The sequence below is a fragment of the Helicobacter sp. MIT 03-1616 genome, assembly GCF_000765685.2.
Lineage (GTDB): Bacteria > Campylobacterota > Campylobacteria > Campylobacterales > Helicobacteraceae > Helicobacter_C > Helicobacter_C typhlonius.
On record NZ_JROY02000004.1, the window covers coordinates 1 to 17,539 of the forward strand.

Annotated in this window: 24 protein-coding genes; 9 read left to right on the plus strand and 15 right to left on the minus strand. The window is 38.4% G+C overall.

Going from position 1 to position 17,539, the window contains the following annotated elements:
• Nucleotides 1–227: 227 nt before the first annotated feature.
• From LS67_RS03560 to exbB, 3 genes are read right to left on the minus strand one after another with little or no spacing between them, the layout of a single operon-like run.
• A complete protein-coding gene (locus tag LS67_RS03560) occupies nt 228–920 on the minus strand; it encodes an energy transducer TonB (RefSeq protein ID WP_034327104.1) in 693 nt (230 codons plus the stop codon).
• Complete coding sequence (exbD, locus tag LS67_RS03565; RefSeq protein ID WP_034327102.1) at nt 886–1,266, minus strand: TonB system transport protein ExbD; 381 nt, start codon at nt 1,264–1,266, stop codon at nt 886–888. Before exbD ends, LS67_RS03560 begins: the two co-directional genes overlap by 35 nt.
• A 9-nt stretch (nt 1,267–1,275) precedes the next feature.
• Nucleotides 1,276–1,707, minus strand: a complete 432-nt coding sequence (gene exbB, locus LS67_RS03570) for a TonB-system energizer ExbB (protein WP_034327100.1) — start codon at nt 1,705–1,707, stop codon at nt 1,276–1,278.
• Between the two features lie 164 nt (nt 1,708–1,871).
• On the opposite strand from exbB, the gene nikR reads away from it, so the two are divergent.
• The 6 genes from nikR to LS67_RS03600 all read left to right on the plus strand — a co-directional run bounded on the left by nikR (nt 1,872) and on the right by LS67_RS03600 (nt 5,539).
• Nucleotides 1,872–2,303, plus strand: a complete 432-nt coding sequence (gene nikR, locus LS67_RS03575) for a nickel-responsive transcriptional regulator NikR (protein ID WP_034327098.1) — start codon at nt 1,872–1,874, stop codon at nt 2,301–2,303.
• Nucleotides 2,304–2,367: 64 nt separating this feature from the next.
• Nucleotides 2,368–3,144: a nicotinate-nicotinamide nucleotide adenylyltransferase gene (locus LS67_RS03580; RefSeq protein WP_034327096.1), complete on the plus strand. Its 777-nt coding sequence runs from the start codon at nt 2,368–2,370 to the stop codon at nt 3,142–3,144.
• 36 nt (nt 3,145–3,180) lie between these two features.
• Nucleotides 3,181–3,534 (plus strand): ribosome silencing factor, encoded by a 354-nt coding sequence (gene rsfS, locus LS67_RS03585; RefSeq protein ID WP_081953919.1) that lies wholly within the window; start codon nt 3,181–3,183, stop codon nt 3,532–3,534.
• Nucleotides 3,535–3,569: 35 nt separating this feature from the next.
• On the plus strand, nt 3,570–4,502 hold the full coding sequence (locus LS67_RS03590; RefSeq protein ID WP_138109587.1) for a hypothetical protein: 933 nt from the start codon (nt 3,570–3,572) through the stop codon (nt 4,500–4,502).
• Between the two features lie 128 nt (nt 4,503–4,630).
• Nucleotides 4,631–5,119: a TolC family protein gene (locus tag LS67_RS03595; RefSeq protein ID WP_034327093.1), complete on the plus strand. Its 489-nt coding sequence runs from the start codon at nt 4,631–4,633 to the stop codon at nt 5,117–5,119.
• A gap of 33 nt (nt 5,120–5,152) precedes the next feature.
• Nucleotides 5,153–5,539: a hypothetical protein gene (locus LS67_RS03600; protein WP_034327090.1), complete on the plus strand. Its 387-nt coding sequence runs from the start codon at nt 5,153–5,155 to the stop codon at nt 5,537–5,539.
• 220 nt (nt 5,540–5,759) lie between these two features.
• Here the strand turns inward: LS67_RS03600 and LS67_RS03605 are convergent, their stop codons facing one another.
• The 5 genes from LS67_RS03605 to LS67_RS03625 form a co-directional block, all read right to left on the minus strand.
• Nucleotides 5,760–6,440: a hypothetical protein gene (locus LS67_RS03605; protein WP_034327088.1), complete on the minus strand. Its 681-nt coding sequence runs from the start codon at nt 6,438–6,440 to the stop codon at nt 5,760–5,762.
• Nucleotides 6,441–6,452: 12 nt separating this feature from the next.
• The gene (locus LS67_RS03610) at nt 6,453–7,001 is read right to left on the minus strand and encodes a hypothetical protein (protein WP_236096336.1); all 549 of its coding nucleotides are present in this window, start codon (nt 6,999–7,001) and stop codon (nt 6,453–6,455) included.
• Between the two features lie 353 nt (nt 7,002–7,354).
• The gene (locus LS67_RS03615) at nt 7,355–8,101 is read right to left on the minus strand and encodes an amino acid ABC transporter ATP-binding protein (RefSeq protein ID WP_034327086.1); all 747 of its coding nucleotides are present in this window, start codon (nt 8,099–8,101) and stop codon (nt 7,355–7,357) included.
• Nucleotides 8,098–8,754: an amino acid ABC transporter permease gene (locus tag LS67_RS03620; protein ID WP_034327084.1), complete on the minus strand. Its 657-nt coding sequence runs from the start codon at nt 8,752–8,754 to the stop codon at nt 8,098–8,100. Before LS67_RS03620 ends, LS67_RS03615 begins: the two co-directional genes overlap by 4 nt.
• Entirely contained in the window at nt 8,754–9,413 is a 660-nt protein-coding gene (locus LS67_RS03625; protein WP_034327082.1) for an amino acid ABC transporter permease, read from the minus strand. Before LS67_RS03625 ends, LS67_RS03620 begins: the two co-directional genes overlap by 1 nt.
• A 127-nt stretch (nt 9,414–9,540) precedes the next feature.
• Between LS67_RS03625 and LS67_RS03630 the strand changes: the two genes are divergently transcribed.
• From LS67_RS03630 to LS67_RS03640, 3 genes are read left to right on the plus strand one after another with little or no spacing between them, the layout of a single operon-like run.
• A complete protein-coding gene (locus tag LS67_RS03630; RefSeq protein ID WP_052082224.1) occupies nt 9,541–9,993 on the plus strand; it encodes a hypothetical protein in 453 nt (150 codons plus the stop codon).
• Complete coding sequence (locus LS67_RS03635) at nt 9,990–10,529, plus strand: hypothetical protein (RefSeq protein WP_034327080.1); 540 nt, start codon at nt 9,990–9,992, stop codon at nt 10,527–10,529. The genes LS67_RS03630 and LS67_RS03635 overlap by 4 nt, the downstream gene beginning before the upstream one ends.
• Nucleotides 10,513–10,866, plus strand: coding sequence for a hypothetical protein (locus tag LS67_RS03640; RefSeq protein ID WP_052082225.1), 354 nt, complete (start codon nt 10,513–10,515; stop codon nt 10,864–10,866). Before LS67_RS03635 ends, LS67_RS03640 begins: the two co-directional genes overlap by 17 nt.
• A 113-nt stretch (nt 10,867–10,979) precedes the next feature.
• Here the strand turns inward: LS67_RS03640 and LS67_RS03645 are convergent, their stop codons facing one another.
• From LS67_RS03645 to LS67_RS03675, 7 genes are all read right to left on the minus strand, one after another.
• Nucleotides 10,980–12,140 carry an aminotransferase class V-fold PLP-dependent enzyme gene (locus LS67_RS03645; RefSeq protein ID WP_034327078.1) on the minus strand — a complete coding sequence of 387 codons (1,161 nt, stop codon included), beginning with the start codon at nt 12,138–12,140 and terminating at the stop codon, nt 10,980–10,982.
• A 138-nt stretch (nt 12,141–12,278) separates the two neighbouring features.
• Complete coding sequence (locus LS67_RS09580) at nt 12,279–12,422, minus strand: hypothetical protein (RefSeq protein ID WP_156407279.1); 144 nt, start codon at nt 12,420–12,422, stop codon at nt 12,279–12,281.
• A 91-nt stretch (nt 12,423–12,513) separates the two neighbouring features.
• Nucleotides 12,514–14,313 carry a sodium-extruding oxaloacetate decarboxylase subunit alpha gene (oadA, locus tag LS67_RS03655; protein WP_034327076.1) on the minus strand — a complete coding sequence of 600 codons (1,800 nt, stop codon included), beginning with the start codon at nt 14,311–14,313 and terminating at the stop codon, nt 12,514–12,516.
• 68 nt (nt 14,314–14,381) lie between these two features.
• Entirely contained in the window at nt 14,382–15,122 is a 741-nt protein-coding gene (locus tag LS67_RS03660; protein WP_138109589.1) for a YaaA family protein, read from the minus strand.
• Between the two features lie 6 nt (nt 15,123–15,128).
• The gene (locus LS67_RS03665; protein ID WP_034327075.1) at nt 15,129–16,427 is read right to left on the minus strand and encodes a DUF3298 and DUF4163 domain-containing protein; all 1,299 of its coding nucleotides are present in this window, start codon (nt 16,425–16,427) and stop codon (nt 15,129–15,131) included.
• Nucleotides 16,428–16,478: 51 nt separating this feature from the next.
• Entirely contained in the window at nt 16,479–16,853 is a 375-nt protein-coding gene (locus LS67_RS03670) for a hypothetical protein (protein ID WP_034327074.1), read from the minus strand.
• A 21-nt stretch (nt 16,854–16,874) separates the two neighbouring features.
• Nucleotides 16,875–17,534, minus strand: coding sequence for a YggS family pyridoxal phosphate-dependent enzyme (locus tag LS67_RS03675; protein WP_034327073.1), 660 nt, complete (start codon nt 17,532–17,534; stop codon nt 16,875–16,877).
• Between the last annotated feature and the right edge of the window lie 5 nt (nt 17,535–17,539).

A 17,539-nucleotide genomic window follows, 5' to 3' on the forward strand; every position in this document is an offset into this window, starting at 1 on the left:
CCCCAAAGGCTTTACGCCCTTGGGGGTTTAAAACTCAAAACTTCCTAAAATCTTTTAAATTTTCTAAAGACTTTTGATACTTTTTTGTTTGGAAACTAACTTTTGAAATTGGTGCAAAATATGGTAAGCAAATATGCTTTTTGTATAGCGACAAAATTTTATTGCAAATTATTCTATGGCAAGACTTGGCGATTTGTTAAAATAAAACTAGGCAAAGCCAAATAGGGCTAACCCCTATCAAGCTCATAAACAATAGGTAGGCGGATTTTAGTCGTTTGTGTGAAAATAGGAAAATCATTTTGTGCTTGTTTAATTGCGTTGAGCGCGGCAAGATTGAGTGATTTATGAGGGCAAGATTCAACAAGTTGGATATGTGAGACGCCACCATTTTTATGTATCACAAATTCAACCACCACACGCCCTTCTAGCCCTTGCTTTCGTGCCATAGGTGGATATTTACTTTTGCGGTCAATGGCGCGTTTGAGTTTGGAGAAAAGCTCATCTTCGCTCCCATCATTAAAAGTGAGTGTTTGTATCACATCACCTTCCTCTAGATTTTCACTAGGCTGTGCCTTTGGAGGGTTTTGTGGTGGGGTAATGATTTCTTCTTGTTTTGCAAGTTTGCCATCGTGCTTTGTGATTTCTCTATGCTTTTGCTTTTTTACAATTGGCTTTGTCTCACTCACAGAATCTTCATTTGAGGTATCCATAAAAGTAGCAAGGGAGAGTGTCGTGATGCTCTCGCCATTTTGCCGCAAATCCATATTATAAAAAACACCATATAACGAGAAAAAAAGGGCAAGGTGGAGTGCAAGGCTGATTATGAATCCTGCATAATTTGATATATGTTCATTGCTATTGTGGGCATTGGTTTTGTTAAAAAGGTTATTTATTTTTTGTTGAAATACCAAAGTTTTCATGCCCTTTCTCCTTTAAAATATCTATGATTTGCACAAAGCTTTCAAATTTTGAATCCTTATCGCTTTTGAGCTGAATAAGCGTCTTGTTATTGACATTGGCAAGCTCTGTTTTGAGAGATTCTGCATCAATGGGTTTATCGTTAAAATAGATAATATTTTTATCATCAATTGCAATGAGAATTGGCTTTTCATCTTTGCTTTGCTGATTTTGACTCGCATATGGAAGCTCGACTTTTATTTGCCCTTGCGCAATAAAGGTCGATACGCTTAACACAATCGCTAAAAGCACGAGCATAACATCAATGAAAGGCACGATATTTAAACCATCTTTTTTTGGGATTCTCATCGCCTTGTCCTAGTCTTTTTGTTTGTTTAGACGCTTGTAGCGGCTGATTTCGATATCCATTTTACGCACAAAGCAGTTATACACGATAAGTGTGGGGATTGCCACCACTAACCCTAATGCTGTGGCTTTGAGTGCGGTAGATAGCCCTACCATAATGCTTTGAGCGTCCATTCCGCCACTCATACCCATATCATAGAATGTAATCATAATTCCAATAACGGTGCCAAGAAGTCCCACATAAGGTGCATTTGAGTAGATGATATAAAGTGCGGTAAGATTCTTACTTAATGATTCTTCAAGCGCATCTTCGTTTTGATAGTCTGTGAGTTTAAGTTTTGCAAAAAATATAAGCCTTTCACAGCTAAACCATACGCTTAGAAAGCTCATCAAGCCCAAAATAGCAAAAATGATATGGTCGATATATTCTTTTAGAAATTCCATTAATATGCTCCAAGACTTAAAAATGAACTCGCACATATTATAAAAATCATTCTTAAGATAAGTTTATATTTCCTTTTAATTTCACTTAAACTCCATACTTCGCTTTTATGCTTAGTTTTTTTAGGTTACAATTTGGCTTATATTCATAAGCTAAAGGAAGCACAATGAAGCCCAATATTATTCGATTTAGTGTGTCTTTACCAGAGAATTTGCTTGAAAGCCTTGATGAGCGTCTAACACATAAAGGCTACTCATCACGTTCAGAAATCGTGCGTGATATGATACGCGAAAAACTTAATGAGGAAGTATGGAGTAGTGGCACGGAAGACACACAGGGCGTGGCAGTTTTGACGATTATTTATGACCATCATCAACGGGATTTAAATCAAAGAATGATTGATATTCAGCACACAAACACACACAATGGTAGCGTGGAGATTCTATGCAATACACATATTCATTTAGACCATCATAATTGTTTAGAGACAATTATTTTACGCGGCAAGGGAAGCAATATTGAGAATCTTAGCATTGAAATCGGTGGCTTAAAGGGTGTAAAGTTTTCAAAGCTCACACGCGCAAGTCGCTTTGAGTAGCGTGAGTTGCTTTTAAGTAAGCTAAGATTCTATGAGTATTATATAAACATAAGGGCATTGGCAAATGCAGGGCTATGTAGCAATCTATGGTGGGAGCTTTGACCCGCCCCATAAGGGGCATAGCGAGATTATCCGCACATTGTGTGAGAATGTGCTTTACACTCATATTATCCTTATGCCAAACTTTAAAAATCCATTGAAAACCCCGCCGCTCTTTGCTCCGCTTCAACGATTGCAAATGTGTGAGAAAATAGCTAAAGAATATAATGCGCAGTATCCACCTCTTTCATCTTCGTCCCTAGCGTCTCTGCCGCGTGTGAGTGTAAATGACTATGAGATAAGGCAAAACCGCGCCGTGTATAGCGTGGAGAGTGTGAGGGAGATTCAAAATGAGCTAAAGGCAAAATATGCGGATATGTGTAGGGATATGAAATATGCCTTTGTGCTGGGTAGTGATAGTTTCAATCAATTAGCGCGGTGGCACAATCCGCAAGAATTATGCGAAATGGTTGATTTCGTGGTAGTTCATAGGGTGGATTTAGAATCTAGCCCTGAATCTACTTTAGAATCTAGCTCCTGCGTAGATTCTAAAAAAAGTGGAGATATGAAGAAAAGGGCGAGTGCTGTGCATAATGCAGATTCTGAATCTGCCGCGTATTCTAGCCTTGCTCTGCATTCTCATTTTGCCCCGCACGTGATTGAAAACCTCCATTTGCAAGATTTTAGTGCGTTGTCTTCAAGCGCAGTGCGCACCTTGCTGCATAGTGGAGACATCAATAGCGCACTTATGATGATGCCACCTTGCATTCATAGCATTATAAAGGCATATTTTAGGCTATAATGCGCGTTTAAATTTATTAAAGGAGCAGTTTTGGAAATATTGCAGGAGCAAAAAATTTTACGCAATCCACAGGAGCGCATAGACTATATAAGCGCACTTTTAGCTGATAAAAAAGGCGAGGATATCGAAGTCTTTGATGTGAGAGATAGGGATTATATTGTTGATTATGTGATTATTGTAAGCGCGATGATTGGGAAGCACGCCTTTGCTTTGCTAGATCATCTAAAAAGTGAGCTAAAGCCCTTGAACGAGGTGTTTTACTCCACAGATGAGAAAAGCGAGGATTGGGTTATTGCAGATTTGGGGGATATTATGATTCATATCTTTACGCCTAATCATCGCAAAAAGTTTAATTTAGAGGAATTTTTGCGCTCCCTCGCTAAAAAATAATGCTTTTACGATATATCTTGCAAGGTTTGTTGTCTGTGTGCGCTTTTGGTGCGGACATTATCGTGCCTTTGCAAGATGAGGCATTTTCACCCGATAGTTTGAATCTGCCTTATACGCGTTCTGTGAAATCTACGAATAATGCTGTGGATAAATCTACGCTAGAGAAGCACTCAATCACGCAAAGTCTCTCGTTGCATTATCTTAATTCCTATATGCGTCATCATCAGTTTGGAATCTCTGTGAATGGCGTGGGGCTGGAATATCATAGAATCTTAGTCAATAACAATCAAAGTGATGTGCTTTTATCCGTGCAGACAAATTTTACTAAATCTTCTCTTCAGCCATTTCGCACAAACACACAGGATTTTACCCTTGAATATGATGCAAATTTTCAAATTGGCACATTAGCCCAGCTTGATATTTTATTCGCACAAAGCGATAGGGGTTATCATATGTTGGGGTTTGAGTTAGGTTTTGCCTTTGCCCTCCCTGCGCGACTTGCAGGAGGTGTTTCTGGCGTGGAGTTTGACGAGCAGAGTGTGCTATTTAATGTCGATTATGGATATGGTTTTAGCTTTGGTAAATATACCTTAATGCCCTTTGTGCGCTTAGAGAGCTACGCATTTTTTCCACTTCAAGAGAAGCTCAAAAATCGCCGTCCTGTTGATAGCGGATTTAATATGCTTATGGGGGTAAAAAATATTTGGGATATGCGCTATTTTGAAGGAGCATTGAGCGTTGGGGCATTGAGTGATTTAAATCTTTCAAGCTCGGGTGTGGGCGTGTTGGCAAATGGTGTAATCGTGTATGATAGGCTCGGTATGAGTAATGGAGTCTTTGGCGAAATAAGCATTGGCATTTTAGAAACTAAGCATTTCCACCTTCTTGTGAAGTCGAATTTTTCTTATATGCTGTCATACTATGAGTTGAATTGGCAGAATGGTTTGAGTGCGTTGCTAAGATTCTAAACTCTAGGCTAGATTTTTGAATCTAAGCAAGTATGTGTCATTGTATAGAATCTGCAAAATTCATCAAACTATTTATTTTTTTGTTAGAATCTCGTCAAAGAATTAAGAAAATATTTTAAGGGGGATAAATGAGGAGACTTATTTGTGGTATCTTGTGCCTACTATCTGTGGTGTTAGGGGAAGATGAGGTAGGGCAGAATATCGAGCATTATATGAAGCTTGCTAGGGAGAATTACCCACTCTATCAAAATACCAAGCTTTTAGATAGGGTATTAAGTCTCACGCTTGAAAGATATAATATGCACTTTATCCCACATTTGCGCTTTTCAAGCAAGGTTTCCTATCAAAGCGATGTTACAACCTTGCCTTTTGATAATAATCAAATGCAAGGTATTTTTCCAACTTTCAACTACAAGCCATTGAGTAAAGACCAGTATCAATTTGCCTTTGAGCTTGCCCAGCCCGTGCTTGATATGGGGCTTGTTGCACAAAAAGATATGAGTTGCGCACAATACGCCACGCGCAAGAGTGATAATGTGATTAGCCTCTATAAGATTCAGCAATCTGTGATTAATACTTTCTTTTCTCTGCTCCTTTTGGGTGAGCAAATCGAGTAAAATGAGCTACATATCAAGGAGCTTGATAAAAACTTGAAGAATCTTGAAATCCTCTATAAAAATGGCGTGATAGAAAAAGAAATCCTCGACAAAATGCGTATCGAGATTCTCAACACGCAAAAAAATGCACAGGCGTTGAAAAATGAAAAAGACATCGCAACACAAACGCTTTCAATGCTAAGTGCGACAAAAATAGGTGAGAATTTACTTATTCCAAGCCTAGAGGAACAAAGTGCGTTTTTGCAGAGTGTGCGACATCTCGCGTATGAGGAGAACACAAATGCTTTAGAATTTCGCCCAGAAACATTATATTTTAGCCTCAAAAGCATCGAGATTGAGAGTCAAAAAAAGCTAGAGAATGCTAAGAATTTACCCTATGTGGATTTATTTTTCAAGGTGGATATGCAAATCCGGGGTTAAATTTTTTAAAAGGCACATTCTCGCCTTATTACATTGTTGGTGTGCGGTTGAATTGGGACTTTAGCAATCTCTACACAAAGCACCAGCAAAATGGATTGATTAAAAATAGCCAACTCATCTTGCAATCACAGCAGAAAGAATTTACCCTTAATACAAAATCGCACTCAGATAGAACTAGTAACAATCTTAAATACCGACCTAAACCTAGAATCTTGTGGCATTAGATGTCCTTATAGCCTAAATCTTTTATCTTATCTTTTAATTCTGCATCACTGATTGTTATTCCTTGAAATTCTAAAGCTTCTTTGGTTTTTTGGCGAATGAAGTTGAGTAGTTTTTCTCGTTCTTGATTTGTCATATATTCATCGCATAAAAATACTTTATGATAATGCTTAGGCATAAAAATCAAATTAAAATACCTATAATTTTTACTCGGTGCTTGGTGATTCAAAAAATAATAAACAAAACAATTAGACCTTTCTAAAAATGGTCTTGGAGTATAGTATTTGACTAATCCCACTTCCCCAAATCTAAAGAATCCTTTTTGTATTCTAAACCAATTCCTTCTCTCAAAGCCTATGCCTTGATTGGTAATGTAGATTTTGTTTTTGCGATAGTAAAATACTTGGCGATACGCATCTATAACCGAATAGAAAATGGCAATATAGAGCAAAAATATCAACCAAGACTTTGGGCTATAAAATACAGCAATCAATACAAGAATAGGATTTTCGTCTGCGAATATTTTACTTATCATTATTGGGAATACTATAAGAATGAATAGAGAAACTAAAAAAATTAATATATAAGAAATCCAATCCAATATAAACACATTATGCCTTATCTCATACAGAATCTCCTCTCCAAACTCATCATATCTTATATCTTGTTTTTCATTCATATTCTTGCCTTATCAACACTTCGTGCTTGAAATAATAGCTAAGATTCTGCCTTTAGTTCCAAGTCCTTTAGTTGATTCTTTGAGTGATTTATCTACCCCATATTTCTCTGCTAATGTTGCCATTGAAGCAAACATTGCACTTATTCCACTCATTAGTGTATCAGTGGTATTACCTTGATATTCTAGCAAATTTGTATTAGATTCTATGACCAAAGTTGAAGTATTATCCTTATTGATAATCTCTTTAGCTGTAATGTTAGAATCTTCATAGGTAAAGGGTTGGGTAGGATTAGAATCCATTGTAACTTGTGCGGAAAAAGTTTTATTGTTATTTGAAAAACCATTGAGATTATTACCTGTATTATTGTTTATAAAATTATCACAATTAACATAGCATACTATGGTATTTGTATTGGGAGTGCGATTATATGTATCTTTAGAATCATAAAGTTTAATATTATTATTTGGAGCAAATAGAGTCCTATAATCTACTTCTCCCTTCTTATATGGCAATCCTTGCAGAAGCAATGGGTCAAAGCTGCTCTTAGCATCTTCCCTCACTCCGCCTTTACCTCCCCACCTTTAACGACTAATCCTTTAGAATCTATCACTACTTCTACTCCACCAGCTTTAATAATAACACAATCTCCCTTAGCAGTAATAGAAGTGTCTCCTACTTGGTGGATTTATGGTGCTATCAGTATTGACTAGTCTTTGCCTTTAGATTCTAGTTTTTCTATCGCTTTTATGTCCGCCATGAACGCCACCACTTATTGATAGCTACATAGCACGCTAACAAGATGAGTAGTGCAAAGTGTAGGATTATTGTAACAAATCTCTTTAGCTTATCCATTGTGCTTCGTTTCTTTTTAGATGTAAAAGTATGCTTCACAACCTTTTGCAAACAAAACATTTTAGAGTTCAAAAACATTGAGGAATTTCTGTGCCCTTTGGCTTTTGGGTGCAGTGAAAAATTCTTGTGGGGTGGATTCTTCTATGAGTTTGCCCTCATCAAAAAAGCAGATTCTATCTGCGACTTTTTGAGCAAAGCGCATTTCGTGCGTTACAATAAGCATTGTCATACCCTCTCTTGCGAGTTCTAAAATCACTTCTAGCACTTCTTTTACCATTTCGGGATCAAGCGAGGCGGTTACTTCATCAAAAAGCATAATCTCCGGATTCATACACAACGCGCGCACGATTGCCACCCTTTGTTTTTGCCCCCCGCTTAACTCTTTGGGGGAAGATTCTATTTTATGTTCTAGCCCCACGCGTTTAAGCAATGTATGCGCTTGGGCGAGCACCTCTTTTTTATCGCGTTTTTGGACTTTAATAGGAGCGAGTAAAATATTATCAATCACGCTCATATGTGGAAACAAATCATAGCTTTGAAACACCATACCTATGCGCTGCCGTATCTTGCTCCACTGCGCATTGGGGTGATTGATAATCTCACCATTAAAGACAATTTCGCCGCCTTGCGTGGATTCTAATCCATTAATACAGCGTAAAAATGTGCTTTTGCCACAGCCACTCGCGCCCAAAATTACCACAACTTCACCTTTTTGCACCTGCATAGAGACATCATCAAGCACAAAATGTGTCCCGTCATAGGTTTTTTTGAGATGAGAAATGCGAAGGAGTGCAGAATCTGTTTTCATTGGTATGTTTTCTCCAATCTTTTACTAAGGTATGAAAGCGGATAGCAGAGGATAAAATAAGTGCAGAAAATCCCGCCATACACCCAAAAACTTGCATTTGGATTTGATTTATTAAGCTCTATGATTTGCTGTCCTACTTTGAGTAAATCCACCGCGCCAAGTAAGGCTACAAGCGAGGTTGTCTTAATCATACGCGTGGAAAGTGATATGAGAGAGGGTAGCAGTCTTTGCAGGGCTTGAGGTAGGATAATGTAGAGCATAATTTGCCACTGCTTTAAGCCAAGAGCCCTACCACTTTCGCTTTGATGTTTAGGCAAAGAAGTGATAGCCCCACGCACCAAGTCGCCCACTTCAGCCACACCCCAGAGGCTAAAGACGATGATTGCGCTCGTTACCGCGTTTAAATTAATATCAAAAAGTTGTGAAATACCAAAAAAGACGATGAAAAGCCACGCAAGGATAGGGATAATCCGCACACATTCAAGATAGAATCTACACACCCCGCGCACAAAGATGTTTTTTGCACTCATCACAAAGCCCAAGAGTAGCCCACCCAAAGTAGCAAGGACAATAGAGACAAGCGCGATTTGTAGCGTGAGGAGCACACCTTGAGCTAATCGTGCGAAGTTTGAGCCAACAAAAAATATTTCCATTATATCACCCGCCTCTTGTAGTATCGCTCAAGGAGTGAAAACATCACAGAGAGCGGGAGAAGCACGACAAGGTAGCTTAGGATTAGCATTACAAGAGCTTCGTTTGTCTTGTAATATTGCGTGATGATATCCTTTGCTACAAACATAATATCTGCAAGGGCAATCACGCTCACCACCGAAGTTTCTTTGAGGAGAAAAATCACATTTGCACACACAGAGGGCAGAGCGACACTAAGGGATTGAGGGAGTATCACATAAAACATCATTTGATGAGATTTTAGTCCTAAACTCTGTGCGCTTTCAATCTGTGAGTGCGCGATAGATTCTAATCCACTGCGGAAGCTCTCGCACATATATCCACCACCCAAAAATGCTAAACCTGCGATAGCACACACATATTCATTGAGATTTGCACCTACTACACTATGAAGTCCATAGTAGAGAAAAAAGAGCTGAATAAGCAAGGGAGTGTTGCGCGCTAACTCCACGTAAGCACCCACAATCACGCGTAGAAAGCGCACCTTGAAAAAGAGAATCCACGCACTTATAAAGCCAATGATAAGAGAGAGTGCTATGCCAAAAAATGATATATAAAGCGTCAAAGACAGGGCTTTAGCAAAGAGTGGCACACAATCTCGCATAAACGCAATATCAAGCATATTTTCCCTTTATGTTTTTAGGCATTATATAGAGAATTGTTAAATTCACAGACAAATGAGATGTAAAGCATAAACGCGTTATGATTAGATTGTATTGCAATGAAGAGTGAGAAGAGCAGAGGTATTTATGGAATATAGCTATAAAGCAATAGATGAACACGGAATGGAGTTTAGCGATCCGGGAGGAACATTGGGTTGGGTAAAATATGATAGGAAAACGCAAGCATTCCAAGATGATGTGCAAGTAAAGGACTTGGTTGTAAATGCGAACCTAGCAAAGAAATTCAATGATTGCTTGCAATATTGCGATTTTTCGCAAAATTTAGCTTTGCAAGAGCAATATAAAGATAAAAATGTAGTATTTGTTATGCAAAATGAAATCATTGGCACACACGCAAAGGAGAGAGCGTATTTTTATTCTGCACCTAATGAAAGGTGTAAAATCAATAATTTATTTTTAATTCCAAAAGATAGATTCAATCTCTTGCAAAATAGAGGCGAATTTAGCTTTGTTGCCTATAAGCGCAAAAATGGCGAGATATTGAAGTTATGGATAAAAAGCGATAGGGTTAAGCGATGAGAAGAGGCATAGTATTTGTATGTATTGCTTTATTTTGGATAAGCTCTCTTGGAATCTTATTTGCTGCTGCAATAGATTCAAGCAAAGGATTTTTGTATTGGTTCTTAAAAGATTTTCTCTTTCAATTCTTATCACTTGTTGGTTTTTTAGGAGTGTTCAGTTTATTTTTAGCACGATTTTATAGAAATATCCATATTGAATATTTTATGTTTTGCTTTTTTGGACTTTCTTGTTGGTTCTTTCTTGGCATTACTTCCCAAATGCTGGGCTTTGATAAAGCACACCCCAAAGCTGAAGTTAGAACATTTGATTGGCTGGTTTTTCATTATTGTATCAATGCTATTTTTTGTTCTCTGTCAGTTTTAGGCATTTACGCTCTTTTTGCCAAATATAAAAAAATCGCTACTCTATGTTTTGCAAGTGCAATGTTGCATTTTTGTTTAATGTTTTTTTTGATGTATGGATTTATAAATTGGGGAGAGCCTATGGAGGAATATAAAGCAGGGAAAATATCAAAGAATGAAAAATACAAATGAAAATGCACAATACAAAAAAGTGCCTAAACCTCAAATACAAAAAATACACCTCACTCACCCATTTGCTCCTGTGTTTGATACCTATTCGCGTGTATTGATTTTGGGCTCATTTCCCTCTGTAATCTCACGCGATGAGCAATTTTATTATGCGTATTCGCGCAATCGTTTTTGGCGTATTCTTAGCGCACTTTTTGCCCCTGAAATTGACATAAGCATACAAATCTTTTTACTTCCTTCATCAAGTCCAGCAAATGCGCGTTATAGTTATAAAAAGCTTGTGGAATCGTGGCAGATTCTGCGAGAGTATGCACTTTTAGAGAATCTAGCCAAAACATAAAATCTAAAAATAAAGTCTTACACCCAGCATTGAAGTGAGATATATCATTTTTAAGCATCTGCACTTTTGCTAGAAGCACGAGATTTTGCTTGAGATTTATACTTTTGAAAACCCTAAGATTCTTTAGCGATATGATAGATAGCTTCCACAATGCGCTTCATCTGCTCTAAGTCATTGAATGCACCCACACTCAAGCGCACACTCCCGCCATTTGCAAAGCTCCCTATACTCTTATGTGTGAGCGGCGAGCAGTGCAGTCCCACACGCGTTAAAATACCAAAATCCCTATCAAGCTTCAATCCCACACTTGAGGGATATTTCCCCTCGATATTAAAGGCAAGATTCCCAATAACTTCTCCCTCGACCTCATACACTTTGACATTATGAATCTGTTTTAGCTCCTCATAGAGATAGTTTCGCAATGTCATTTGATAGGTATGCAAAGATTCTAATCCGCGCTCTTTAATCCACTCTAGTCCAACTCTAAGCCCGGCAATCGCGCACATATTTGGCGTGCCACTTTCATATTTATCGGGCAATATGTGTGGTTGGCTTATCTCCTCACTAAGTGAGCCACTGCCCCCTTGCATAAAACTATCGAGGTTATTTTCATCAAAGAAAGGATTTAGGCTCATAAAGCCAAGCGCACTAGGCGCATACAAGCCCTTGTGGCAGGATGCGCAAATAATATCCGCATCATCTGCGCTTAGGGGTAAATGCCCCACCGCTTGAGAAGCATCAAGGATAAAAATCACATTATGTGCCTTGCAGAGATGATAAATGTGTTTAATGGGTAAGACTGCCCCGCTAACATTATTCGCATACACACATATCAAAGCCTTAGCACCCTCGAGTTTAGATTCTAATTCCTGCATATCAAGCACACAGGTGGGAGAGGCTTTTACCAAATCAAAACACACATTATGTTTGCGTCTTAGAGCTTCAAGCGGGCGCACCACGCTATTATGCTCTAGGTTTGTGCTAAGCACTCTATCACCACTTTTTAGTAACCCATAAAGCGCACTATTAAGCATAGTCGTGGCATTCGCACCAAATATAATGCGCTCCTCCTGCGGCTGCCCTATGAATTCTGCTAATCCTGCACGCGCCTCATAAAGAATGCGCCCAGATTCTATGGATAACCTATGTGCGCTCCTTGCAGGACTTGCGCCCACTTCGCATAAAAATTGACTCACCGCATTTACCACGCATTCGGGTTTAGGAAAAGAGGTCGCGGCATTATCAACATAAATCATTGTTTCACTCACATTCATTCAAACACTCTTATTTTTTTATTAAGGTTTTAGCCACAGCCTTTGGGTAAAATAGAATCTTGTAAGCAAAGGGCTAACTTAGCCTTGAGTTAGAAGCTAAGTTTCATTTAAGATAAAACCTTATCTGCAAAAAAGATTCTAAAATGTATAAAACAGAATCTTATCATATATAAAAATTATATTTTTCTTTGTTGCTTCAAGGGGGAGGGGATAAAAATATGCAAGTGTGAGCTTATGAACCTGCCACTGCGTGAGAATCGCTCCACTTATTTTTGCTATCATTTATAGATACCACTCACCCCAACGCTTAAAACTGCTATGGCTACACTCGATTCTATTAGCTTTCAAGGATTTGCTTTGACTAGATTAGAATCTAACCAAGGAGCATAATCGCCACATCACTCCCCACTTGCATACCCTGCGTGGCATAAATTTCCTTTACTACACCATCAATAGGAGAAAGCACCTCATTCTCCATTTTCATAGCTTCTACAATGGCTAGAGTATCGCCTTGTTTAACTTTATCGCCTACTTTCACTTTAAGTTTTGTAAGTGTGCCGGGCATTGGAGACTTTGCGTGTCCTGGAGCGGTTGCTTGGGGGAGACTACCACTATTTTGTTTTTTTACTGCCTTCGTTTCTCCCGTGGAGCTTGTGCTTTCAACAAACACTTCTTTTAACTCACCATCAACGCGTATAAAGAATGGTCGCACCTCGTCTGTTTTTTCGCCGCTACCCTCAATTTTAATCGCATAATGCTCTCCATTGACGACAATTTCAAATTCTTTAGGTAATTTATCATCGCATCTTTCTTCATAAGATTCTAATGGTTCGGGATTAAGCTTGTTCGCGTTGCGCTCTTTTAAAAAGGTTTCGGCGATAGCACCAAATATTGCGTAAGAAATCACATCTTGGGGGCTTTTTGCAAACCCCACACTTTCTTTTTTTGCTTTCTTTAATTCAGGTTCTAGTAAATCCGCTGGGCGCACACTTATCATCTCTTCGCCATCATTTAGCACTTTTTTCACTAGATTTTCGTTGAGTGGCGCAGGTGTGCGTCCATACAGCCCCCGCACGACATTGCGTGTCTCGGTGGTAATCGTCTTGTAGCGCTCACCCATAAGCACATTGAGCACTGCCTGTGTGCCGACAATCTGGCTAGAGGGTGTAACCAAGGGCACATAACCAAAATCTGCACGAACCTTTGGAATCTCATTCATCACTTCGTCCATTCTATCAAGCGCGTTTTGCTCTTTGAGCTGATTTGCCATATTTGAAATCATACCGCCGGGAATCTGGCTGATAAGCACACGTGTATCAGTTTGATTGTATTGAGATTCAAACTTCTTGTATTTGCGGCGATTCTTGCGTAAAATCTCCGCTGCGGCTTCCATTTGCGCAATATCAAGCTTTGTATCCCATTTTGTGCCTTTAAGTGTGGCGACCATTGATTGTGTGCAAGGGTGGCTCGTGCCCTCACTCAAGGCAGAGTTTGCCAAATCAAGCACATCAACACCTGCTTCAACCGCCTTTAAATGCGCCCCGAAGGCAAATCCAGCGGTAGAATGCGTATGTAGGCTAAGGCTCACACCGACTTCGGCTTTCAATGCCTTGACAAGTTCATAAGCAGCAAAGGGTGTGAGTAGCCCCGCCATATCTTTAATAGCGATAGAATCACAACCCATTTTAACAAGCTCTTTTGCATAGCTTACAAAGTTTTGTATCGTATGCACCGGCGAAGTTGTATAACAAATCGCGCCCTGTGCGTGCTTGCCATATTTTTTTACGCTTTCAATGGAGGCTTTGAGATTTCTTGAATCATTAAAGGCGTCAAAGATTCTAAAAATATCCATACCCGCTTCACTTGAAAGCCTTACAAATTCCTCAACCACATCATCAGCATAATGCCGATAGCCGATAAGATTCTGCCCTCGTAAAAGCATTTGCAGTGGCGTTTTAACGCATACTTTTTTAAATTCATTTAATCGTTCAAAAGGGTCTTCTTTGCAGTAGCGCAGACAAGTATCATAGGTCGCCCCGCCCCATACTTCTAGGCTATAAAATCCAATAGAATCAAAAATCTTTGCCACCTCAACGAGGTCTTCTGTGCGCATACGCGTAGCCAAAAGCGATTGATGTCCGTCTCGCAAACTATTTTCTGTGATTTTTATCATAAGCCAACCTTATTTTAGAATCTAAAATCAATTCTAGCGCATTTGGCATTACAAAAGGCAAATTTATCTTAAGAGATAATCTCATAGGTTAATATTGTAGCATTTTGTGTAATCACCACATCACTAAGATTGATAAAATCAAAGCGCAGATTCTCTAAATTTTCAAGGCTTTTAATGTTCTTTTGAGTGAGACTTCGTGCGTATAAGCCACGATAAAATTTCGCATAATGGCTCACTTTCTTGCCATTTTTTAAAAATACGATTTGGTAGTATTGCCTCGCACATTCACATTTATAAGCCTTTATATATGCTTCAGCGCGCAAATCTAGCACTTCCTCTCCACATAGAATCTTATCAATTTTAGCTTTTAAATCTTTATAGAGATTTTTTAAGCTAAAAGCTCCTACACCTTTGCCTTGATGAAGGTTGTAGTATGGCAAAGGCTCATCTGCCCTCACTGCACCAAAAAGATTGCTAAAAATATACAAATTTTCACACACATAGCTTTGCGCTTTAGAATCTAAGCTTTCAAAATCAAGGGCTTTATACCCCACACCACTATAAAGCTTAATAGCTTCTACTCTTGGAGAAGTAGGTAGATTCTGCGAAAGAGCCAAATCGTGCATATCAAGAATCTTACTCCCAAAAATCGCACTTATATCGCGCTCACTTGCAGTTTGTAAAAATGTTACATATTCACGCACTGCTTTAGAATCTAGTATGTGAGATAATGCATTATGCGAAGTCTTTGTTGTATTTTGAGGCTTATTTTTACCCTCACTTGGGCTAAAGAGGATTTTTATACTCATTTTTTATTATAATCCAAACAAATACGCATAAGGCGAAGAAGGATTGACAAAAGATTTTAAGTCCTTATATGGTATATGAAGTTCTATTTCTCCATAAACATAAGGAGCAATCTCATAAATATGCCATACAAATTTTATACCTTGAGATGTAACAAAAAAAGTCTGTGGCAATGCTTTCAGCGGCAAAGTCTCCTCAAAAAGTTTCTCCTTATATTCTGGCGTCTCTAGTTTTTGAGTAAGCATTTGCAAAAGTGTATTTTTATTTTTCTCATCTAAAAGAAACAAATCCTCTAATTTGCTTGATAATCTTTCGCCATTTTGCAAAGAATAGCTTTCCATTGTTGTGCCATGAACCCCGTGTGCTCCTCCCTCATACACATAAGAAAATTTCTGTAATGATACAATATGTGAATCTATAAATTCTACACTATACATTTTTGCATATTCTGCATCAAATTGCTCTTTTTCTTGGTTATATGCCTTAAAATCCTGCTTTGCTAGATATTGAAGCTGCTTTTGTAGCTCCGACACATCTTTTGCCCCATCTGCAAGTTGCGCATTAAGCTTTTCTACGATGTGAGATTCAAGTTTGGGATTATATGAGGGCAAAATAATAGGTTTTCTGTAAGTAGATTCAAATGAAATAACTTGCCCATCTAGCTTTTTGGTAGAATGTGTATAGTATTCTTGTGTGAAAGTTACCACATTTAAGGGCAAAGAGTCGTCTTGAATAAAGCTAAATTTCTCTCCTTTAAAATAACTTTTTTGATGCCAAAATAGCCTATCGCCGCGAGGATTATCATCTTCCCATACACCACTTACCTTTAAAAATCCTTTTTCATCTTTACTAAAAGTAATCTTTTGAGCATCAAGTGATGATATAAAATGTTCATTGTCTCCCATTGCTTCATTCCACACATTTGGCAAAGTAATAGCAATCATTAAAGGAAAATCTTTGCTATTTTGCTTTAAATAAACTACTCTTCCTTTTTCAGGGTCATTTTCTATATTCTCTATGCTAGATTCTATATCTATATCACGCTTTTTATCCTCCCATATAGATAAATACCCTACTTGCTCCTTATCGCCTACCTTGCCTTTAAGCACATAAAAAGCCGTGCTATTTTCTTGTAATCCTAGCAGCTCTCGCGCAGAGGCAGAATCTTGTGCAATATCTTGCCCTTGAGCCTTGCTCTCTTGCGTTTGTTCTTGAGTAGATTGCTTCTTTTGAGAATCTTTAGAATCTCCACAGCCTAACATTATCGCACACAATACCAATAATGCACATTTCCTCATCTTTGCCATTTTTTGCTCCTTTTTGTGAAAATTTTAAGGGAAGATTTTGCAAATAAGAATCTACCAACTTATCGCGTGACAGCTCACACAGGCAGTTAAGATTCTCCCATATACATCAGCACTTTTTAACATATCATTTTGTTTGATGAATTTCTCCATAAGATCAATATTTTCGCTCGTCCTACTTACGATGATATTTGCTACATTCATATCGCGCCTTTGATTCAAATACACATTTGAATCTATACGCACCAGCTGCTTGTTGAGTTCTTTTAGCTCATTTAGTCCTGCATCAATCCATTCTTTTTTATTATACAAAAACCCTCTTTGCATTTGTTCCATTGCATATTCCATATTTTGCATTAGTTGCGTCATTTGATTGCTCTTAGCAAATACACCAACATAGCACAAAGCCAATATTAAAAATATTTTCATTTTTTCCTCCTTTGCTTGGGATTATTCAAATAGCTTTGAACCAATCCGCACGAGATTTGCTCCATAAGCAATAGCTATTTCAAAATCCCCGCTCATACCCATAGAGAGAATCTTTGCCCCTCTCTCTTGCACCTTATCAAACACATCACGAGTAAGCTTAAAACTCTTTTCAATATCAGCCCTTTTATCACTATGTGCGCCAATACTCATTATGCCCTCAAGCTTGATGTTTGGGCAAGTGGCACATATTTGCTCATATATTTCTTTAGCAGATTCTATGCTCACACCACTTTTAGTTGTCTCATTTGCAGCATTAACTTGAAGCAATGCCCTTATTTTTTGCTCCCCTAATCGTTTCTGCAAAGCAAGGGCGAGTTTTATAGAATCTAAGCTATGCAAAAGCGCAGGCTTCAAAGAAAGAAGAGTATTAATTTTATTTTCCTGCAAATTCCCAATAAAATGCCACTCTAAAGGCAAATCATCTAAGGATTGGGTTTTTGTGCGCAAATCCTGCACTTTATTTTCACCAAATGCTCTTTGTCCGCATTCATAAAGAGTGCGGATTTGCTCCTGTGTTTGATACTTACTCACTGCGACAAGTGAGATGATTTGATGAGGGCTATAAGCTAATCTAGCCCTTTCGATTCTACGCAAAACGCGTTCAAGATTCAAAGCTAACATATTCT

Coding starts and splice junctions, on each gene's coding strand:
- LS67_RS03560 (WP_034327104.1), bottom strand. CDS start 920: ATGAAAACTTTGGTATTTCAACAAAAAATAAATAACCTTTTTAACAAA.
- exbD (WP_034327102.1), bottom strand. CDS start 1,266: ATGAGAATCCCAAAAAAAGATGGTTTAAATATCGTGCCTTTCATTGAT.
- exbB (WP_034327100.1), bottom strand. CDS start 1,707: ATGGAATTTCTAAAAGAATATATCGACCATATCATTTTTGCTATTTTG.
- nikR (WP_034327098.1), top strand. CDS start 1,872: ATGAAGCCCAATATTATTCGATTTAGTGTGTCTTTACCAGAGAATTTG.
- LS67_RS03580 (WP_034327096.1), top strand. CDS start 2,368: ATGCAGGGCTATGTAGCAATCTATGGTGGGAGCTTTGACCCGCCCCAT.
- LS67_RS03595 (WP_034327093.1), top strand. CDS start 4,631: ATGAGGAGACTTATTTGTGGTATCTTGTGCCTACTATCTGTGGTGTTA.
- LS67_RS03605 (WP_034327088.1), bottom strand. CDS start 6,440: ATGAATGAAAAACAAGATATAAGATATGATGAGTTTGGAGAGGAGATT.
- LS67_RS03615 (WP_034327086.1), bottom strand. CDS start 8,101: ATGAAAACAGATTCTGCACTCCTTCGCATTTCTCATCTCAAAAAAACC.
- LS67_RS03620 (WP_034327084.1), bottom strand. CDS start 8,754: ATGGAAATATTTTTTGTTGGCTCAAACTTCGCACGATTAGCTCAAGGT.
- LS67_RS03625 (WP_034327082.1), bottom strand. CDS start 9,413: ATGCTTGATATTGCGTTTATGCGAGATTGTGTGCCACTCTTTGCTAAA.
- LS67_RS03630 (WP_052082224.1), top strand. CDS start 9,541: ATGGAATATAGCTATAAAGCAATAGATGAACACGGAATGGAGTTTAGC.
- LS67_RS03635 (WP_034327080.1), top strand. CDS start 9,990: ATGAGAAGAGGCATAGTATTTGTATGTATTGCTTTATTTTGGATAAGC.
- LS67_RS03640 (WP_052082225.1), top strand. CDS start 10,513: ATGAAAAATACAAATGAAAATGCACAATACAAAAAAGTGCCTAAACCT.
- LS67_RS03645 (WP_034327078.1), bottom strand. CDS start 12,140: ATGAATGTGAGTGAAACAATGATTTATGTTGATAATGCCGCGACCTCT.
- LS67_RS09580 (WP_156407279.1), bottom strand. CDS start 12,422: ATGATAGCAAAAATAAGTGGAGCGATTCTCACGCAGTGGCAGGTTCAT.
- oadA (WP_034327076.1), bottom strand. CDS start 14,313: ATGATAAAAATCACAGAAAATAGTTTGCGAGACGGACATCAATCGCTT.
- LS67_RS03660 (WP_138109589.1), bottom strand. CDS start 15,122: ATGAGTATAAAAATCCTCTTTAGCCCAAGTGAGGGTAAAAATAAGCCT.
- LS67_RS03665 (WP_034327075.1), bottom strand. CDS start 16,427: ATGGCAAAGATGAGGAAATGTGCATTATTGGTATTGTGTGCGATAATG.
- LS67_RS03670 (WP_034327074.1), bottom strand. CDS start 16,853: ATGAAAATATTTTTAATATTGGCTTTGTGCTATGTTGGTGTATTTGCT.
- LS67_RS03675 (WP_034327073.1), bottom strand. CDS start 17,534: ATGTTAGCTTTGAATCTTGAACGCGTTTTGCGTAGAATCGAAAGGGCT.